The 18,891-nt window shown below is 41.9% G+C and carries 15 protein-coding genes; 5 read left to right on the forward strand and 10 right to left on the reverse strand.

Going from position 1 to position 18,891, the window contains the following annotated elements; genetic code table 11:
* Window positions 1-142 precede the first annotated feature (142 nt).
* The gene (locus tag HWQ41_RS34130) at window positions 143-1,273 is read left to right on the forward strand and encodes a CO2 hydration protein (protein ID WP_292772721.1); all 1,131 of its coding nucleotides are present in this window, start codon (window positions 143-145) and stop codon (window positions 1,271-1,273) included.
* A 17-nt stretch (window positions 1,274-1,290) separates the two neighbouring features.
* On the opposite strand, the gene HWQ41_RS34135 is transcribed toward HWQ41_RS34130, so the two are convergent.
* The 7 genes from HWQ41_RS34135 to HWQ41_RS34165 form a co-directional block, all read right to left on the reverse strand.
* Window positions 1,291-1,992: a Uma2 family endonuclease gene (locus tag HWQ41_RS34135; RefSeq protein WP_292772723.1), complete on the reverse strand. Its 702-nt coding sequence runs from the start codon at window positions 1,990-1,992 to the stop codon at window positions 1,291-1,293.
* Window positions 1,993-2,146: 154 nt separating this feature from the next.
* A complete protein-coding gene (locus HWQ41_RS34140; protein ID WP_292772725.1) occupies window positions 2,147-2,344 on the reverse strand; it encodes a hypothetical protein in 198 nt (65 codons plus the stop codon).
* A 165-nt stretch (window positions 2,345-2,509) separates the two neighbouring features.
* The gene (locus tag HWQ41_RS34145; RefSeq protein ID WP_292772727.1) at window positions 2,510-3,808 is read right to left on the reverse strand and encodes a DUF4365 domain-containing protein; all 1,299 of its coding nucleotides are present in this window, start codon (window positions 3,806-3,808) and stop codon (window positions 2,510-2,512) included.
* Window positions 3,809-4,139: 331 nt separating this feature from the next.
* Entirely contained in the window at window positions 4,140-4,883 is a 744-nt protein-coding gene (locus HWQ41_RS34150; RefSeq protein WP_292772729.1) for a Uma2 family endonuclease, read from the reverse strand.
* 159 nt (window positions 4,884-5,042) lie between these two features.
* Window positions 5,043-6,329, reverse strand: coding sequence for a homoserine dehydrogenase (locus HWQ41_RS34155; protein WP_292772731.1), 1,287 nt, complete (start codon window positions 6,327-6,329; stop codon window positions 5,043-5,045).
* 206 nt (window positions 6,330-6,535) lie between these two features.
* Window positions 6,536-7,882 (reverse strand): ferredoxin--NADP reductase, encoded by a 1,347-nt coding sequence (petH, locus tag HWQ41_RS34160; protein WP_292772749.1) that lies wholly within the window; start codon window positions 7,880-7,882, stop codon window positions 6,536-6,538.
* Window positions 7,883-8,109: 227 nt separating this feature from the next.
* Window positions 8,110-8,307 carry a hypothetical protein gene (locus tag HWQ41_RS34165; protein WP_292772733.1) on the reverse strand — a complete coding sequence of 66 codons (198 nt, stop codon included), beginning with the start codon at window positions 8,305-8,307 and terminating at the stop codon, window positions 8,110-8,112.
* Between HWQ41_RS34165 and HWQ41_RS34170 the strand changes: the two genes are divergently transcribed.
* From HWQ41_RS34170 to metK, 3 genes are all read left to right on the forward strand, one after another.
* A complete protein-coding gene (locus tag HWQ41_RS34170; protein WP_292772735.1) occupies window positions 8,306-9,544 on the forward strand; it encodes a transposase in 1,239 nt (412 codons plus the stop codon). The genes HWQ41_RS34165 and HWQ41_RS34170 overlap by 2 nt on opposite strands.
* 527 nt (window positions 9,545-10,071) lie before the next feature.
* A complete protein-coding gene (locus tag HWQ41_RS34175) occupies window positions 10,072-11,076 on the forward strand; it encodes a phosphoribulokinase (RefSeq protein WP_292772737.1) in 1,005 nt (334 codons plus the stop codon).
* Between the two features lie 266 nt (window positions 11,077-11,342).
* The gene (gene metK, locus HWQ41_RS34180; protein ID WP_292772739.1) at window positions 11,343-12,617 is read left to right on the forward strand and encodes a methionine adenosyltransferase; all 1,275 of its coding nucleotides are present in this window, start codon (window positions 11,343-11,345) and stop codon (window positions 12,615-12,617) included.
* A gap of 521 nt (window positions 12,618-13,138) precedes the next feature.
* On the opposite strand, the gene HWQ41_RS34185 is transcribed toward metK, so the two are convergent.
* From HWQ41_RS34185 to HWQ41_RS34195, 3 genes are all read right to left on the reverse strand, one after another.
* Window positions 13,139-14,323, reverse strand: a complete 1,185-nt coding sequence (locus tag HWQ41_RS34185) for an anion transporter (RefSeq protein WP_292772741.1) — start codon at window positions 14,321-14,323, stop codon at window positions 13,139-13,141.
* Window positions 14,320-15,588, reverse strand: coding sequence for an MFS transporter (locus HWQ41_RS34190; protein ID WP_292772743.1), 1,269 nt, complete (start codon window positions 15,586-15,588; stop codon window positions 14,320-14,322). The genes HWQ41_RS34185 and HWQ41_RS34190 overlap by 4 nt, the downstream gene beginning before the upstream one ends.
* 429 nt (window positions 15,589-16,017) lie before the next feature.
* Window positions 16,018-16,908: a DUF4231 domain-containing protein gene (locus HWQ41_RS34195; protein ID WP_292772745.1), complete on the reverse strand. Its 891-nt coding sequence runs from the start codon at window positions 16,906-16,908 to the stop codon at window positions 16,018-16,020.
* Window positions 16,909-17,591: 683 nt separating this feature from the next.
* Here HWQ41_RS34195 and HWQ41_RS34200 point away from each other — a divergent pair.
* Window positions 17,592-18,761 carry a homocysteine biosynthesis protein gene (locus HWQ41_RS34200; protein WP_292772747.1) on the forward strand — a complete coding sequence of 390 codons (1,170 nt, stop codon included), beginning with the start codon at window positions 17,592-17,594 and terminating at the stop codon, window positions 18,759-18,761.
* The last annotated feature ends 130 nt before the right edge of the window (window positions 18,762-18,891 follow it).

The raw sequence follows: 18,891 nt of genomic DNA on the forward strand, positions 1-18,891 counted from the left end.
GGATTAGGGACTGGTTGTACTGGGGAAGAGTTTTCTTAATACATAATACCCAATGCCGAATCCCCATTAACCAATACCCAATACCCAGTACCCAGTCCCCAGTCCCCAGTCCCCAGTCCCTATACTTTTTGGAGAGATGGCAATGGTAACTATTAAAAAGAAAGCTACTCACAATCCCTTAGCTGAGTATATTGAACGTCTGCAAAAAGGAGATGCATTACTCCCCGATAGTCCAGAAAATGTGCTGGAAGTTGTTGGGATTCTTAAAAGCTATGGCGTAGTTTTAGATGCTTACTCAAAAAATCTTAACTATATTGCCGAGCATCAGTTTTTAGTATTTTTCCCATTTTTTAAATACTTTAATGGAGAGGTTTCTTTGCAGAAATTACTCCGTCACTGGTGGCATGACCGAATTAATTTTGAATATGCCGAGTATTGCATGAAAGCCATGATGTGGCACGGTGGCGGCGGACTAGATACGTATTTAGATACACAAGAATTTCAAGAAAGAGCGCAAGCCGTTATCGCCGCAAAATTTAAAAATAATCCCTTTATTCCCGGTATTAACCAACTATTTCCAGATTTCTTAACAGAACACTTGCGCGTCTCTGCTTACTACACCGGTTTAGGTCAATTCTGGCGAGTAATGGCTGATATGTTCCTCAGCTTATCAGACCGCTACGACCAAGGTGAAATCAAATCGATTCCGCAAGTTGTAGACCACATTAAAACTGCGTTAGTGGCAAATGCTTCAAACCCAATTACCTACGCCGTCAAAATTCGAGGTGAGGTCTATGAAATCATTCCCAAAAGCGTTGGTTTGACCTTCTTAGCAGATACAGCAATACCTTATGTAGAGGCAGTATTCTTCCGAGGAACTCCTTTCCACGGGACAGTTTCATATAATGCCCAAGGTTATCAAATTCCTCCAGATCAAACTCGATTTCAATATGGCGCATTGTATGCCGATCCTTTGCCTATTGGCGGCGCGGGTATTCCTCCCACCTTGTTGATGCAGGATATGCGTCATTATCTTCCAGAGTATTTGCACGAAATTTATCGTCGCAGTCTTCGAGGTGAAGATGATTTGCGAGTCCAAATTTGCATAAGTTTCCAAAAATCGATGTTTTGCGTGACAACAGCAACGATTTTGGGACTGATGCCTTATCCTTTGGATACTAAAGATCCAAATGAGGAAATAGGTAATCGAGTTTATTTAGAGAAGTGGATGAATCGGTTACAAACTTCGCGGTTGCTGGATGTGAATAAATAGTTTATTTTTGATCAATATTATGCTTCTGGTTCAATGCCGAGCGATCGCAATTGGGCAGCCAAGCGATCGGCTCTTTCCTCGCCAGTCAATAATAAATTACCTTGCAAATCCCACCAGCGTAGCCAAGGTAATTCCATATTCTGATATTGTCCCTGCCAAATTCCTAACTCAACCCCTAAAGGATGTATAGGATAATGTCCACGTTCATTTGCTGTTAATAACTGATATTGTCCACCAATTAATTCATAAACTTCCACACTGGCTTTATTCACTTCATAAATGCCGTAGAAGGGAGGACGAATCACCTGTTCATAAATCCAAAATTTCCCCTTCCAAGGAGTTTTATCTCGCTCCTCACTACCATCCCCAGAGACAAATTCTAATGCAATCAATGGGGCAATAAACTCTCGCCATAATACATAAGACCTGCGTGTTTGTCCATTTAGAGTAGGTGGTACATTCCCTACATAAAACCAGTCTGGTGCTTCTGCACCTTTTTCTGGGGGGTCAGTGATGCGCCAGTAGATACCGCTATCTTGACCAATACAGTATTGCCCATCAGGATGACGTTTTTGCAATATCGGTTTAATCGAGTCTGTTAGGAGAATGCTTTGGGGATGTTCCTGAAAGTTTTTCACGAAAGTACCATCAGACTCAGGAAGCTGCGTATGGTCTGGGAACGGTGTGAGGGCGGTGGATGGATCGGTTGCAGAGGTCATAAGACTACCTTTGCAGAAGTAAGGGTTGTTTTTTAGTTTAGCAAGCGTAGACGTAAAGCAGCTTATCATGAGACATCGCAGTTTTTCTGTAGGTCAGCGTTCTTTGTCCTTGCGGATGAGTTCAGTACTATCGCTGAAAATTTTTCCTGTATATCTAACTTGAGCGCGTGCTATAGCTTCTCTGGCTTTTTCCATGTCGCCGCCAGTGTGTTAGTGTGTGTGTCGCTTTTTCAGCCGCTTGTTGTAAGATGTGCTTTAATTCCTCTTGCAAAGATCTACCGTGTTGTTTAGCAAGAGTTTCTAGCTTTTCTACAATAATTGGGTCTAAATTTTCAACTAAAATTTGAGCCATAATTTCGTGGTCGTTTTTTCGCTACTTTTATTCGAGATTTGAAATTAGTTTAGTAAGTGTAGACGCAAAAAGAAGCCTGAGTGGAGGCTATCTGGTGTAAAAGCCTATCCTCCACTTCGGTTTAACAGTTGTTAGTTGATTCTAGAACCTACCAAGCAATTAAGATTAAGAAAGTCTAATCAATCTCACAATTTGTATTGCTTTAAGCGTCATTTCATCTTCATTAGAAAAGACAATAGTACGTGTCTGATTATTGGGGTGTTTTGTAAGGTATTCTGTAACATTTCTCCAATACATTTTTCCCTTGCCATCACGGACTATCAGATATACAGGATAAGGTTGTTGTTTCCAATATTCAAGGTGTTCTCGTTTTTTGATATAAACTGAAAGTTTTCCATCTTGACGTAATGATAAGTAGGAATCACCTGATTTAAGCTGTATATAAATTCGTTTGCCAGAAGGCTTACCATTATCATCTTTAAACTCAATTTCTCCATCAATGCCATACCTTTTATTATCATAAAATTCGCAAATCTGCCCTGCTTGATTTACGATGATCATCACTTGACCTCTTTGAATACCCTCCTTATTTTCATTGTCAAGCAAGACATTTTTTAATTTACAAATTCCGCTTTTAAATAATTGCTGATTCATTTTTTGTTCAAGTTTTGCTTTAAATAGTATTGTTCTTGGTGCAAATCTTCCTATGTCTTGATGTGCTAAACCATCTTTCCAAGGAAACACTGACTTTAGTTCCGAATTGTTGTAAATATCAGTAGCATAAATACTGTAAGCATCAAGGAATGGCTCCCAATATTTCTGTCTAAAACATTCCCTTTTGGCAGGACTATTTTCTGAACTAGCGAGTTTTATAGCTGTATCTAGTAGGTTGTAATTGTGTTGCGTATCTTCTCGATTGGGAAGTAGGATTTTATTATTTTCTCTTAACTCCTTTATAAATTTCCTTATGCCTCGGATTTGCTGAGTTTTTAATATTGGCTGTTCTCCTGATATAGTTGGGCATTCAAGAATTGAGTTAACTCGCCATTTTCTAATTTCCTGCATACAATTTATCCAACTTTCATAATGTGATGGATAGATTTTATTGACGGATTTGAATTGTTGCACACCAGCGCACAAGTTAAGTTGAGCATTTAAAACTTGCCCCCATGTTTTACGATCTTGAAAATCTTGAAGGTTGTAAGGTGATTTTTTTGGATTTAGGTGAGGTGATTTCTTTGGATTTCGCTGTTCTGTTTGTAGGTATATTATCCAGCAAGCTATTATGTGCCAATCGTAGTTTACGCCTGCTAATAATAGATTTTGCCCTTGAGTTAGGAATTGGTGGTTTATTTTCACTGGAAGAAAGGGAGCCTGTATTATCTGAATTGCTTTGTACAGATGTGGATCAAGTTCTATGCATTTTTCCTGAATCCAGACGCAATTGAATTTCTGGTCTGTCATATGATTACCTCGTAACTTATGTACTGAGGTTAGCGAAAACTAGTTATAGGCACAATCTCTGGGAGAATAAATCCTATAAAGCTTATATGGCAAGCTTTTTGAAGCGTCTATTTTTTCCGATATGTTTTTTGCAACCAGAAATGCTGCCATGATGTATTCAGCGATGGCATCCCCTGCATCCTATAGCCATAAAAACCAAAGCAGCCGGAGTACACCAACTGCTTTAACGCCCTTATATTAGCCTGGAGAGATAATAATTTAAGCTAAATAAGGAAAGTCAGAGTTTATGAGAGAATTAGCGATCGCACCTGTAACCCACAGTCCAAAAATATTAGGCTTCTGGTTCAATGCCGAGCGATCGCAATTGGGCAATTAAGCGATCGGCTCTTTGTCTTTCCTGTTCAGCCCGTTGGGATTCTCGATCAGCTCTCTCCTCACCAGTTAATAACAAATTACCCTGCAAATCCCACCAACGTAACCAGGGCAATTGAGCGTTTTGATATTCTCCTTGCCATAAACCTAACTCAACTCCCAAGCGGGTAATTGGATAATGTCCGCGCTCATTTGCTGCTAATAACTGATATTGTCCACCAATTAATTTATAAACTTCTACACTGGCTTTATTCACTTCATAAATGCCATAATAAGCCGGATGAATTACTTGCTCATAAATCCAAAATTTGCCCTGCCAAGGGGTTTTATCTCGTTCTTCACTACCATCCCCAGAAACAAATTCCAAGGCAATCAAAGGGGCAATAAATTCTCGCCACAGTACATAAGACCTTCGTGTTTGCCCATCGAGTAAGGGCGGTACATTTCCTACATAAAACCAATCTGGTGCTTCTGCTCCTCGTTCTGGCGGGTCTGTCAAACGCCAGTAAATACCTAAGTCCTGACCTATACAATATTGACCTTCAGGATGTAACTGTTTGAGGACAGGTGTAATCGAGTCAGTGAGTAAGATGCTTTGGGGATGCTCTTGCCAATTTTTCACGAAAGTACCATCAGAGTCTGGTAGCTGCGTATGGTCGGGGAAAGGAGTGAGGGCGGTGGATGGGTCGGTTGCAGAGGTCATAGGGCTGTCCTCGCGCTGGGGTGAAGTTTATTTTTTAGTTTAGCTTGCGTAGTTAACCAAGTTTTACTCACAGCTTGGTCTGTATAAGATAGAGATAATCTTTCGGGATAATTACGAATTGGAGCAAAGCGACTTTACGAGCCTCACTCCCGACTAATCTCAAAGTACACGCAGTATGCTAGGAATGCTTTCGATCGCTGACAAATTCCGAATTTCTGCTAAAGCTTGCCGAAAGTTGCCTTCCCGCACATCATGGGTAACAACCACAATCTCTGCTAGTTCCCCTTGAAAGCCAGTTTGGACAATTGACTCTAAGCTAACGCCATAGTTACCAAAGCAAGTACCCAATTTACCGATAACTCCAGGTTGGTCATTGGTGAGAAAACGGGCGTAAAACCGAGTTATCAGTTCTGCCATCGGTGCAATTTGGCAGTATTCTTGATGTCCACAAGCTAATAAGGGATTTGCAACTGCTGTATTGGTTTTCAGGACAGCAACTAAATTCAAAATATCTGATGTAACAGCACTGGCGGTTGCACCAGCACCAGCACCGGGGCCAAAAAACATTACTTGCCCGATGGGTTCTCCTTCGACAAGAATGGCATTGTAAACGCCGTTGATGCTAGCCAAAGGGTGGGCTTGAGGCACTAAGGTAGGATGAACTCTGACGGAGAGGGGGGATGAGGGAGTATTACGTTTAGCGATCGCTAACAATTTAATTACAAATCCTAATTTTTCGGCGTAAGCAATATCTGTTTTGCTCACTTGCCGAATCCCCTCAGTATAAACATCTTGTAGGTTGATGCGTCCACCAAAGCCTAATGATGCGAGGATGGCAATTTTATCGGCTGCGTCTAAACCATCGACATCAGCTGTCGGGTCAGCCTCAGCATAACCCAATCGCTGGGCATCAGCTAAGACATCATTGAAGTTGCTGCCTTCTGTTTGCATCCTCGTCAGGATGTAGTTAGTTGTACCGTTCACGATGCCTGTTATGGTGTGAATGCGGTTAACACTTAAAGACTGCTTCAGGGGTTGAATCACCGGAATTCCACCACCCACAGAGGCTTCTAGCATCACGTATACACCGGCTTGATTGGCAGTTGTGAAAATTTCTGCCCCAAAGCGGGCGATCGCTGCTTTATTGGCGGTGACTACGTGCTTACCATTACTTAAAGCTTTGAGGATGAGCGATCGCGCCGGCTCCAGTCCGCCCATCACCTCGACAACTATATCTACCGCCGGATCGTTGACAATAGCTTCTAAATCTGTAGTTAATACTTCCGTAGACAATTCTACTGCACGGGGTTTATCGAGCGATCGCACTCCCACCCGATAGATTTCTATCTCTTGCAACAACGGGTGACGCCCAGCCCTATCTTGCAACAACTGCACTGTTCCCGTTCCCACGGTGCCTAATCCCAGTATTCCTAGTTTCACACCCACAATTTTTGCACCCAATTTCACCAATAACAATTGTAGGTAGAGCGTTTGCCCTACCTACTGATTATCCTGCTTCCTTTGTCATTTTGTCATTTGTCATTTGTCCTTCGTCCTTCGTCCTCTGTCTAAAACTAATACTTCTCTACGAGAGGCTACGCCAACGACTTCGCTCAGTACAAGTGACTAATGACTAATGACTAATGACTAACTTAGTATGTTTCTACGTGCCAGCGATGAGCTTTTTTGAGTTCCTTCTGGTAATCACTCCAGGTTACGCCTTCCTTAGCAGCAGCAGTTGTTAAGGCTGCATCAATACCTTCTTCCATACCGCGCAAACCGCAGATGTAGGTGTGAGTTTTTTCATTTTTAATCAACTGCCACAATTCATCAGCATGTTCCGCTACGCGGTCTTGGATGTACATTCTACCGCCTTGGGGATTTTTCTGTTCGCGGCTGATGGCAGCAGTGAGGCGGAAGTTATTAGGATATTTTTGTTGAATTTCTTCCAGTTCTTCCTTATATAAGAGGTTTGGAGTTGTCGGCACGCCAAATATTAGCCAAGAGAATCCTTTAAATTCGTATTCTGGGTTAGCTGCTTTTTCCGCATCTTTAAACTGACGCCACAGATAAGCCCGCATCGGGGCAATACCTGTTCCAGTTGCCAACATGATCACATTAGCATCAGGGTCATTGGGTAACAACATTTCCTTACCCACAGGCCCAGTAATTTTTATGTCTGCCCCTGGTTCGAGGAAACACAGGTGTGTAGAGCAAACACCGTAGACTGTTTCGCCAGTTTCTGGGTGCTTGTACTCCAACTGGCGGACGCACAGTGATACTGTCTTGTCATCCACATCATCGCCATGACGAGTTGAGGCGATGGAATATAGTCTGAGTTTTTCCGGCTTGCCGTTCTTGTCTAATCCTGGTGGAATAATCCCAATACTTTGACCTTCTATATACTTCAAATCCCCGGCGGAAATGTCAAACTTGAGGTGTTGAACAATACCAATACCACCTTCTTTGACTAGCGGTTCATTAGATATTACCTTGCCAATAAACGGAGCATTGGGGCGGTAAGTGTTAACAGGAACGTCACCGTGGTCTTTTTTGGCTTTCGCTTGAGTCATGGTGTTGCCTTTCTTGTCCTTGTTCTTGAGCTGTTCTTCAGCTGGTGGTTTAGCGAAGCCTTTGGCTTCACTATCAGCATTTACAGGTGTGGCTTTACCATTTCCTTCACTGTTAGCAGTTTCCCCAGATGTAGCTAACTCGCTGACAACGCTTGTAGCATTCCCAAGTGAGGCTTTACCATTAACTTGCTCTAGAGCAGTTACGGGCTGGATGCTAACAATTGTGCCGCCTAGACGAGTGATACGTCGCATTTCTTGATTCATGCGGTTGTAAGGCACTCTGATGAACACACTGCCACTTTTACGAATTGGGTAGCTAGTTTGATCGGTTTCTTTGCCCTGACGCAAACCTACCACTTCATAGACGAAAACGCGGCTACCTAATTCTGTGTTGGCAGCACCCTCAACAGCACCTTGATTGTACATTCGTTCTACCACTCCGATAATTTACTTAACCGTTTTTCAAAAAAAAACTATTCCCCTACCTTGCCAGCTTTAGTTTACCGGATTTTCGTTTCACAAAACTGGCCTTGAAGGAAAAACGGCATCATTAAATTAATGCCTTGCTAAGTACACTCACCAAAGACATGCAGGCATAGCAAAAAACACACCTGTTCATCTTCTAAGGTAAAGGATAAGTCTTGTAGAGAATGTTAATAATGAGTCAATTTAATCTTTTTTTCGTTAACTACCACCCCATCAGGGAGATAGCTTTTTACCTTACTACCCAAGGTTAACACAAATCTAGTTTCTTGTGTTACCATGAATGTATAAACACAGTAAGGTTTATACCCTCCGGGTTCAATATGTGCTTTCCGACGCAAGGCGACAGGAACGCACTGTTTCAGCATGTACAAAGCCTTTTTAGTTAGAATTTATCCCACCGATGAGCAAGAATCATACCTTGCACAATGTTTTGGCAATACTCGCTGGTTGTGGAATTATATGCTTAATGCCACAACTACTGCCTATAAAGACACAGGGAAAGGTCTTTCTAAGGCTACAATGGACAAATTTTTGCCGGGATTGAAAAAGGAATATGAATGGTTAGGACTTGCCTACAGCCAAGTGTTGCAGCGAGTAACCTTCAATCTTTCAAGTGCGTTTGTCAATTTTTTTGAGGGACGTGCCAAATTTCCTAATTTCAAGTGCAAGCATGGTAAACAATCGATTCAATATCCCCAAAACGTTAAATTAATACCAAAAGACTCTGTAATTAAGTTTCCTGGTAACTTGGGGATAGTTAAAGCCGTGTTTCATCGAGAGCTACCCGATGCCAAATTCACAACTGTAACAATATCAAGAAATGCTGACGGTAGATACCATGCTTCTATTATTTTTAACCAGGATGATAAACCAGTAGTAGCAAGAAGAGATGCTATTGGTATTGACTTGGGATTAAAAAACTTTGCTATAACCTCCGAAGGGTCAAAGTATGACCTTCCCAAAAAACAATTAGCTTCTTTAGAAAAGAATAGAAAACGCAAACAAAAGAAGTTAGCTAAAAAGACCGATAAAACGTCTAAAAAACGTCGCAAAGCTAAACGAATAGTAGCTAAAGTTTCTAGCAAAATAGCTAGAGTAAGAGTTGATTTTCTGCACAAGCTATCTCGCAAAATAGCATCCGAAAACCAAGTTATTTGTGTAGAAGATATGTTTGTAAAAAACATGGTTAAAAACCCTAATCTGGCAAAGGCTATATGTTACCAAGATTGGGGGATGTTTTTAACTATGCTTAAATACAAAGCTGATAAATTTGGACACACCTATCAAGAAATAGGTCGTTTCTTCCCATCATCTCAACTTTGTAGCGAGACCCTACAACCAATCCCGATGCTACAGAATGGTTATGATTCATTGGGTGTAAGATTTGTAGATTGTCCTCACTGCCAGAGACAGCATGATAGAGACATCAATACTGCGATAAATATTAGAAATGAAGGATTGCGATTATGGGCGTTAGGAACTAGCGCTTCTGCCCTTGGAGGGGATGTAAGACCGAAGTCATCAGGACGTAAAAAATCTATGACGACAGAGGCAATCCCCCGTGAATTGGGAAGCCTACAATGTACCGCAAGGTCAGTGTAGGTAGTTCACAGCCAATAATTTGACTAATGCAAGTTGTTGACTCATTCGTTGGATAGATTTTAGCTTTGAATATCTGAAGCATTGTCAAGCAGGAATTACAATTTAGGAAGGACAAAGAATTCGCTGCCAGAATAAATTATACCTTATAGACTTGATTATATAGAGTCACAACTAGGAGAATGACAGCGCTGCAACACTTATGGGGATGCTGATCCCCATTTTTAAATTAACAACTAAATCAACAAAATCATTGATGAACCACGCTAATTCTTCTTGAGGGCAAATCTTGTATGGGATACCCCCTTCTGTTAAAATCAAATATACCACTAGGATTAAATACTTACCGGCACCAAAATTCAGGCTAGTCCGACGAGTAGCAACTTATTACTTTGTTGTCTACCCGTTTGGTGTCTTATAGCAGTGCTGGGTAGCAAGAACGCAGGATAAACCAAAGGGGTAAACTCCTGGCTTCAAAATCTGCTGTGTGAAAAATTATTGACACAACTTTAGCATTTTAGAGGAGATTTATGACAAATAAGCCGGAACGCGTGGTACTGATTGGAGTAGCCGGAGACTCTGGGTGCGGTAAATCTACGTTTTTGCGTCGTTTGATAGATTTGTTTGGTGAAGATTTAATGACAGTCATCTGCTTAGATGATTATCACTCGCTGGATCGCAAACAGCGCAAAGAAACCGGGATAACGGCACTAGACCCCAGAGCGAACAATTTTGACCTGATGTATGAGCAAATTAAAGCGCTCAAAAATGGTCAAGGCATTGATAAGCCGATTTACAACCACGAAACTGGCTTGCTTGATCCGCCAGAGCGGGTGGAGGCGAATCACATTATAGTTGTTGAAGGGCTGCATCCTTTGTATGATGAGCGGGTGCGATCGCTAATCGACTTTAGTGTTTATTTTGACATTAGCGATGAAGTCAAAATTGCCTGGAAAATCCAGCGAGATATGGCTGAACGCGGTCATCGCTACGAAGATGTCTTAGCGCAAATCAATTCCCGCAAACCTGACTTTGAAAAGTTTATCGAACCACAAAGAGAATTTGCCGATGTGGTTCTCCAGGTATTGCCCACGAACTTGATCAAAAACGACACCGAGCGTAGAGTCTTAAGGGTACGTATGCTCCAACGGGAAGGTAAGGAAGGCTTTGAGCCAACCTACCTGTTTGATGAAGGCTCAACAATTAATTGGACTCCCTGTGGACGCAAGCTGACCTGTTCTTATCCTGGTATGCAACTGTACTATGGTTCAGATGTTTACTACGGCCGCTATGTCTCAGTACTAGAGGTGGATGGTCAATTTGACAACTTGGAAGAAGTAATTTATATCGAAACCCATCTCAGCAATACATCCACTAAATATCAGGGTGAATTGACTCACTTGTTACTCCAGCACCGCGAGTATCCAGGTTCCAATAATGGTACTGGTTTCTTCCAAGTGCTTACAGGTTTGAAAATGCGTGCTGCCTATGAGCGGTTGACAGCTACGGAAGCAAAGTTAGCGGTTCAGGTTTAAAAGCAGCAGTGTTTGTGTCAAAGTTTGTGGGGGCGCTTCTGGGCGTCCCCCTTTTTTTGTGTTATTAAATACATTCTATTCACAAAATAATTAGCATAAATTTATCTTCTTTACAGATACTTACCTTATAGCTAGTAGTTTTTATCAATATTAAGAAGATCCTAACTACTGAAGTATAAATATTGTTATGATTTCATAAATTAGGTAGTTGAACTAAATACCCACATTTAGTCAGCGAAAAAAACTCAAGTCAGGAGGAATTACCTTTGTCTCGTCGATATCTATTTACCTCCGAGTCAGTCACCGAAGGTCATCCAGATAAAATCTGCGATCAGATTTCTGATACCATTCTGGATGCCTTACTGACACAAGACCCCAGCAGCCGTGTTGCTGCTGAAGTAGTAGTTAACACTGGTTTGGTGCTAATCACTGGTGAAATAACCACCAAAGCCAATGTAAATTTCGTCAATCTCGCTCGTAAAAAAATTGCCGAAATTGGCTATACCAATGCTGATAATGGCTTTTCTGCTAACAGCACCAGCGTTCTGCTGGCTTTAGACGAACAATCACCCGATATTGCCCAAGGCGTTAACACCGCCCACGAAAGCCGCGAGCAAGATAGTGATGAACTATTCGACAAAATTGGTGCGGGCGACCAAGGTATAATGTTCGGCTTTGCCAGCAACGAAACACCAGAACTGATGCCCTTACCCATCAGTCTTGCCCACCGTATTGCTCGTCGATTGGCAGCAGTCCGCAAAACTGGTGAACTACCATACCTGCGTCCTGACGGCAAAACCCAAGTAACTGTGGCTTACGAAGACGGGCGCCCAGTAGGCATTGATACTATCCTGATTTCCACCCAGCATACAGCCAGTATTGGGGAAATCACAGATGAGGCGGCGGTACAAGCCAAAATTAAACAAGACCTCTGGTCAGCAGTGGTCGAACCTGTTTTTGGCGACATTGACGTTAAGCCTAATCAGGAAACACGTTTTTTAGTCAACCCCACTGGCAAATTTGTCGTTGGTGGCCCTCAGGGAGACTCTGGTTTGACAGGACGGAAAATAATCGTTGACACCTACGGTGGTTATTCCCGGCATGGTGGCGGCGCTTTTTCTGGCAAAGACCCCACGAAGGTAGACCGCTCTGCTGCCTATGCGGCTCGCTATGTAGCGAAAAATATTGTCGCCGCCGGGTTAGCAGACAAAGTTGAAATCCAGCTATCTTATGCTATTGGCGTAGCGCGACCAACAAGCATTCTGGTGGATACCTTTGGCACTGGCAAAGTGGATGAAGAAACCTTGCTGGAATTAATCAACCAGCACTTTGAACTGCGTCCGGCGGGGATTATCCATACCTTCAACTTACGCAACTTGCCAAGTGAACGAGGCGGACGTTTTTATCAGGACGTCGCGGCTTACGGTCACTTTGGGCGGACTGATTTAGACTTGCCTTGGGAACAGACCGATAAAGCCGAGTTGTTGAAGCAAGCGGTAAATGAGTCACTTTCGGCAGCAGTTGCTCAGGCAGTAATTTAGACTTATACGCTACTGCAAAAACTTAGTTTATCTACGTGAGGGTATTGGCAACTTGACAAGTTAGCTATGCCCTCATTTTTTGCTAACCATAGGATTAACGATTAACAATTCAAAATTGAAGAAAGTTTCAGCGAACTTCAAATCAGAATATTAATAAATGACAGAGCCAGTGACTTGATTGCTCTTTTCAATCTAAAATGTAAAATCCCAAATTGTGTGACTAAGGAATAAGAATTAAATAACATACAATTAATGTCCCTGGCTTACCTCACCCTCAATCCCTCTCCGATATATTGGAGAGGGAAGCTAGATACAGGATGAACTTTTGCATTTTATTTAATCCACGTTCCTAAGTAAGTCGGCAAGAAAATTTCAATGTATGTAAACAAATATAAATTAACGTAGGGTGTGTTAGACGAGAGTACGGCACCATCCAGAATTCAATGTGCCGTACTTTCCGCGCTAACGCACCCTACAATTTAAATTTCTTAACATAGTTATAGATATTCCCACTTACCTACTTAAATCCAATAATAAGCGAGGATTAGAGTCAGGACAGTTAACGGTAGACCAAAACGTAAATGTTCCCAGAATGACAAGTGATAACCAAGTTTTGCAACAGCCTCAGCAACAATTAAATTAGCAACTGAACCTAACAAAGTTAGATTACCTGCCAATGTAGAACCTGCTGCTAATAGTAACCAAGTTTTTGTATCTGGATGGGGAAGTAAATGTTGTAATAATAATACGGCTGGAACATTGGAAACTAAATTTGAAAGCAGAGCAGTAACTCCTAATATACTCAGGGGAGTGTGAACTAAACCGCCAAATAAATTCAATATTCCTAATTTTTGCACTCCAGCAGTCACAATAAAAAGTCCAGAAAACATCACCAGTAAATCCCAATCTACTTTATTTAAAACTCGTTGCGGTTTGATTCGCCTAGTAATAAACAGTAAACTAGCAGCTATAAGTGTTGCTTGGGCTGGGGGCATTCCAATTAAGAATGCAATTAATAGTCCTCCGGTTATCAATAGGCTTTTAGTAAGTAACGGTTTAAATATGCGGTAACGCACGGGGGCTACACTCGGACAAGACTTAGTTGAACGGACATCAGGATAAAGCCACCACAGTAACCCAATTTGGATCAACAAACTTACTAATGCGATGGGAGTCAATGCTTTAGCAAAATCGAGATAGCTGATACCAGAGAAGGAACCAATTAGGATATTTTGCGGATTACCACTTAAGGTAGCCACTGAACCCAGATTAGTTGCTCCCGCCAAGGCAAGTAAGTAAGGAATAGGATTGAGTTTCAAAGTTTGGGTTAAACCGAGAACCAAAGGAGTCAGAATTAGAGCGATGGTATCATTCAGAAAAAAAGCGGAGAGAATTCCACTGCCAAAAGTTAAAACAATTAGCAAACCCAAAGGGCTGCGGGTAAAGTGTGTAACTGTATCAAGAGTTAGTTGGAAAAAACCAGCGTAAGCTAAGTTTGTGCTGATTACCATCATGCCAAACAGGAAAATCAGCGTTTTATAGTCTATAGCTTGCCATGCTTCTTTCAGGTCTAATACCCCGAATGCCATCAGCAAAGATGCGCCAACTAAAGCAATACTGGCTCGGTTCATCCGCAAACCAGGTAGATATCCTAAACCCAAACCTATATAAGTCAGCCCAATGATGATGTATCTGAAAAAAATCATGATTTCGCTAGATTCTTTTGAGGTGATACCTTTCTATTAACTCCTGTTTTTGTTTCAGGTACACAGAACCAAAAAACTCCTAAAGCCACAACTGCGATCGCTGCTAAAATCAAAAAACCAACATTATAACCAGCACTTTTAACCACAAACCCAGCTAATACATTGCTCAAACCCGCACCAACGCCAATGGCAGTGTTGAGCATCCCTTGGGTAACATTAAAGCGCCCTGTGCCTTTAGTAAAATCAGCTACCATCAACACTGAAAGCACACCAAAAATCCCGGCTCCAATACCATCCAGAATTTGCACAGAAACGAGAAAATAGGGATTGTCTGAAAGCGTATACAGCACTCCGCGAATCGGTAAGACGGCAAAGCCAAGCAGAAATATGGGTTTTCGGGCTGCATTTGCGAAACGCCCAGCCAAGTTGGACACCGGAATCATCACTAACTGAGCGACAATGATACAAGCAGACATATAAACTGTGTCACTTGTCCCTTTACCCTGCGCCAATTCTTGACCAACTAGCGGTAACATAGCAGCATTGGCAAAGTGAAACAGAACTACTGCAACAGTAAAAAAAAGGATTTTGCGATCGCTTAATAATTGCAATATGCCTTCATAGCGCTGTTGATGTTTGTCTTTATCCTCCTGTTCGCCCTCTTCTCCATCTCCACGCGCTAGTTCATGGTCAATCTCTCTTTCACGAATCATCCTCACTGAAATAATACTGCCCACAGCCATAGCTGCAACTAGGAAAAATATTGCCTTGCGTGCAATAAAGTAACCTGCTAAACCAGCGAGAACAGCAGCTACCAGATTACCTGCATGATTAAATGTTTCATTACGACCTACCCGCCGATCTAATCTCTCATGTCCTACCAGTCCCAGAGTAATAGCAGTAATCGCAGGTGGGAAAACAGCTGCTGCAATCCCGATCATGATCTGAGAACCGATGACAACAGGCAAATTGGGGAACAAGCCTATAGCGATACAGCCGATAGAAACAAACACAGCGGCCAGTACAATCAACATCCGTTTCTGACGTAGCCTGTCAACCAATGCACCAGCTGGTGTTTGGACAATAACTGTGGCAATTGTTGAAACTGACATCGCCATTCCAATCTGGGCTGGGTTCCAATTTTCTGAAGCTTTCAGGTAAATGCTCAGATATGGCCCAACACCATCGCGCACATCTGCGAGAAACACATTCAAGTAATCAAGCGATCGCAAACTCTTGTTACTCGGTCTTCGCTGTTTTTGCATAAGTCTTTAGTAATATTTGATGAGCTATGGAACAATACGCCCAAGCATATTGGGCTATGGAGAGGTCACAATACTCTTAATTATGCAAAAATCATGCCAAATCTACTAACCGCCCTTTTAACCTGAAGTTGACACCAATGGGTGAAGTGTTGTAGATTCACAAGCGATCGGGACAAGCAATGCTGGAGTGAAATACAGCAGATTTGAAGGAAGGTGAACTACACAAGCTAAGTCTCAAAGCCAAGTATAAATAAAGCATGTTTTACTTCTGAATTCTGAATGCTGACTCCTGAATTCTGTTGTAACAATAAAATTCCCGACTTTTTAAAAAAGTCGGGAATCTTAGCCTTTGGAGTCAGTCTGAATAAATCCTATTTGAAACAATAACCACGAACAATACTCGACTGATTCTTGACCAGAATTAGCTAATCAGCTATCCTTCTGGTTCCTTACCTCTGCTCCTGCTTTGTTTGACTCATTAGATGAAGGTGATTCTGTCTTCTCTGATTGCGTCTCACTTGTCTGTTGCAACTGGTTGAGATGAATATTGTTCACTTGAACAATAAAGTATTCTAATGCCTGACTTGCCTTTTGTTGCTGTTGGGTTTCGTCAGACACATCATAGCAACGATAAGGCGGAGTCACTCCCAATATAAATTTCTCTTGTTCAGCTTCTAACAATTCAACGGCTGTGTTAGCAGCAAGCGAATTCTTCTGAAAAGGAAAAGAGGTAACTATACTGGCAACTATAGAAGCAATAGCTGGGCAGAGTACAGGGAGCCACTTGAGCCAAGCTTGTCCTGCTTCTAATTTGTCTACCAGAACTAAAATTGGTGTGACTCCTGATAAAATCACTGTCGCAATTTGCAAACCATAGTAAAGGTTCCTTGATACACTTCTAATTCTTTTATAATCGTCAATCAAGTCTTGGCTGTATTGTAAAGCCTTCCCTCTTGTCAGAGTCAGCGTATCTTTATCCCAGGAATTAGGATTGGTCAATAGATAACTATAGAGTTCAGCTTTTTTGGTGAGTTCAGACTGATAAGCAGCCTTCTTATAGTTATGAAATACTTGTCTATTGATCAGCAGCAAAAAAAACAAAAAAGTTAGAGATACCGCTCCAGAAATTACAACTGTTTTATCATCTGAAAGAAAAACAATGAAGAGTCCAGAAGAGACAAAAGCTGCAAGTAATAAATACTCAATTACCTTCAAGTTAAACAACTTTTTCTCATCTGATGGGGAGGATAAATTTTCAATCCTATCAGAAATCTTGCTTTGGTTTTTTTGCTCAAGATTAGTTAATTCAGAAGTAGTCATTGCCTCTTACTCAATTCGTTATCGGGTGAAATGTAGCAATAAAATGAATAGCAACAAGTAGAATTGCTTTGAGGGGGTAGAAGTCAGGATAAGTTCGCCAGAAAGCATCTTCAACTTTTGCTTAGACATCCCTTATATTAAGGATCTCAGGTAGTTTCTACCTTCCTAAAACCTTATAGCATTTGCTAGTATATCCCACTTTGCGATTGACTAGTTGGCTTATAATGCTTTACAAAAGTCAAAAATGTTTCTTTCGGTTGAGTAAAATCATTTAAGTCCAATAACGTCTAGTCAATCTTAACCATACATACATTTGATTGATAATGCAAGGATTTTTTGGTAGTAAATTTACGTAGATAAAAAATACTTTTGAGATGAGTAGCGTGATTGCCCCAAAAAATATATGATTTGGACTTTGCAATACTTGAATTGTTTTTTTTAGGGATTTCCAACAAATAAATTATTCAATCTTGTGGGGTGGACGTCTCGCCCGCCCACCCCACAAGATGTAGTTGAGTCTTTTTTTATCTGGAAGTCCCTTAGAATTTTCATCCTATCCGGGGTGTTAAGGTGTCGCGCAGAGATTGGCGAGAACTATTTCCAGAGGAAATTATGCAAGAGTTTGTGATTTATCAAGATATCCTTCAAAAAGGAAGACAGCAGGAAGCGCTAGCACTGATAAGATGCGAACAATTGCAGAAATTAACGAGAAAATCAGCCGCCAACGTGCGGTAGTGTTGACAACTGAAGAATTAAAAGCACGAGTTGTAGAAATCGGTGTTACTAAAGCTGCGAAAGAAGTTGATGTAATTACCACTGGTACCTTTGAGCCAATGGAATCAAGTGGTGCAATTATCAATCTTGGACACACTGACCCCCCGATAAAAATTCGCCGCTGTTGGTTAGATGGCGTGCCAGCATACTCTGGTTTTGGGGCAGTAGATTTATATTTGGGTGCGAGTTCTGCTATGGAAGCGATGGACGGCGAAGAAGTCCGAGAACGGGGCGGCGGTCATGTAATCGAAGATTTGATCGCTGGTAAACCTATACACGTAAAAGCGCAAGGACAAGTAACAGATTGTTACCCCAGAGCAAATTTTGAAACTACAATTACCAGTGACACAATTAATCAGTTTTATCTATTCAATCCGCGCAATCTTTATCAAAATTTTATTGTTGGTGTAAATGGTGGCGATCGCCCCCTCTTCACCTATCTCGGCCCTTTACAACCGCGTCTGGGGAATGCCGTTTACTCTAACCCAGGTGCGATTTCCCCCTTACTCAACGACCCCGATTTGCAACTCGTTGGTATAGGTACTCGAATTTTTTTAGGCGGCGGTGTTGGCTATGTCGCCTGGGAAGGCACTCAGCACTTCCCCTTACAAAAGCGTTTAGCTAATCGTACACCGATTGGGCCTTCCGCCACTTTAGCTTTAATTGGTGATGCCAAGCAAATGGATGCTCATTGGGTGCGGGGGTGTTACTTCAAAAGTTATGGCCCCTCATTGATGTTAGGCGTTGGTGTACCACTTCCTGTATTAAATGAACAAGTAATTGAACACTGTGCCGTGCAAGATCAAGACTTAGTAGCCCCAATAGTGGATTTTTCTATTCCCCGGCGCGTCCGTCCCACCTTTGGTTTAGTGAGTTACGCCCAACTCAAATCTGGGCGAATCACCATTGAGGGCAAAGCAGTACGCGTTGCCCCCTTAGCGAGTTTGTTTTTTTCTAGGCAAGTCGCCCTAGAGTTGAAAAAGTGGATCGAAGCAGGTACGTTTACCCTTACAGAACCAGTTTCCCCAATTCCGATGGAGCGATCTTTTCTACCCCAAGACCGTCGGACGGATTTTTGACGCTGGGGGCTGGGGACTGGGTATTGGGTACTGGGTATTGGGTACTGGGTACTGGGGACTGGGGACTGGAGACTGGAAAAATTAGTTGAACTGTAGTATTTAATCTAATCCCCAATCCCTAATCCCTAAT

The organism is Nostoc sp. NOS(2021), assembly GCF_017115025.1.
Taxonomy (GTDB): domain Bacteria; phylum Cyanobacteriota; class Cyanobacteriia; order Cyanobacteriales; family Nostocaceae; genus Nostoc.

What these genes read in the sequence shown, in the direction of transcription:
- petH (WP_292772749.1), bottom strand. Translation starts at nt 7,882, where the DNA reads ATGTACAATCAAGGTGCTGTTGAGGGTGCTGCCAACACAGAATTAGGT.
- HWQ41_RS34190 (WP_292772743.1), bottom strand. Translation starts at nt 15,588, where the DNA reads ATGCAAAAACAGCGAAGACCGAGTAACAAGAGTTTGCGATCGCTTGAT.
- HWQ41_RS34165 (WP_292772733.1), bottom strand. Translation starts at nt 8,307, where the DNA reads ATGCTGAAACAGTGCGTTCCTGTCGCCTTGCGTCGGAAAGCACATATT.
- HWQ41_RS34145 (WP_292772727.1), bottom strand. Translation starts at nt 3,808, where the DNA reads ATGACAGACCAGAAATTCAATTGCGTCTGGATTCAGGAAAAATGCATA.
- HWQ41_RS34200 (WP_292772747.1), top strand. Translation starts at nt 17,592, where the DNA reads ATGCGAACAATTGCAGAAATTAACGAGAAAATCAGCCGCCAACGTGCG.
- HWQ41_RS34150 (WP_292772729.1), bottom strand. Translation starts at nt 4,883, where the DNA reads ATGACCTCTGCAACCGACCCATCCACCGCCCTCACTCCTTTCCCCGAC.
- HWQ41_RS34195 (WP_292772745.1), bottom strand. Translation starts at nt 16,908, where the DNA reads ATGACTACTTCTGAATTAACTAATCTTGAGCAAAAAAACCAAAGCAAG.
- HWQ41_RS34170 (WP_292772735.1), top strand. Translation starts at nt 8,306, where the DNA reads ATGTACAAAGCCTTTTTAGTTAGAATTTATCCCACCGATGAGCAAGAA.
- HWQ41_RS34175 (WP_292772737.1), top strand. Translation starts at nt 10,072, where the DNA reads ATGACAAATAAGCCGGAACGCGTGGTACTGATTGGAGTAGCCGGAGAC.
- HWQ41_RS34140 (WP_292772725.1), bottom strand. Translation starts at nt 2,344, where the DNA reads ATGGCTCAAATTTTAGTTGAAAATTTAGACCCAATTATTGTAGAAAAG.
- HWQ41_RS34185 (WP_292772741.1), bottom strand. Translation starts at nt 14,323, where the DNA reads ATGATTTTTTTCAGATACATCATCATTGGGCTGACTTATATAGGTTTG.
- HWQ41_RS34130 (WP_292772721.1), top strand. Translation starts at nt 143, where the DNA reads ATGGTAACTATTAAAAAGAAAGCTACTCACAATCCCTTAGCTGAGTAT.
- HWQ41_RS34135 (WP_292772723.1), bottom strand. Translation starts at nt 1,992, where the DNA reads ATGACCTCTGCAACCGATCCATCCACCGCCCTCACACCGTTCCCAGAC.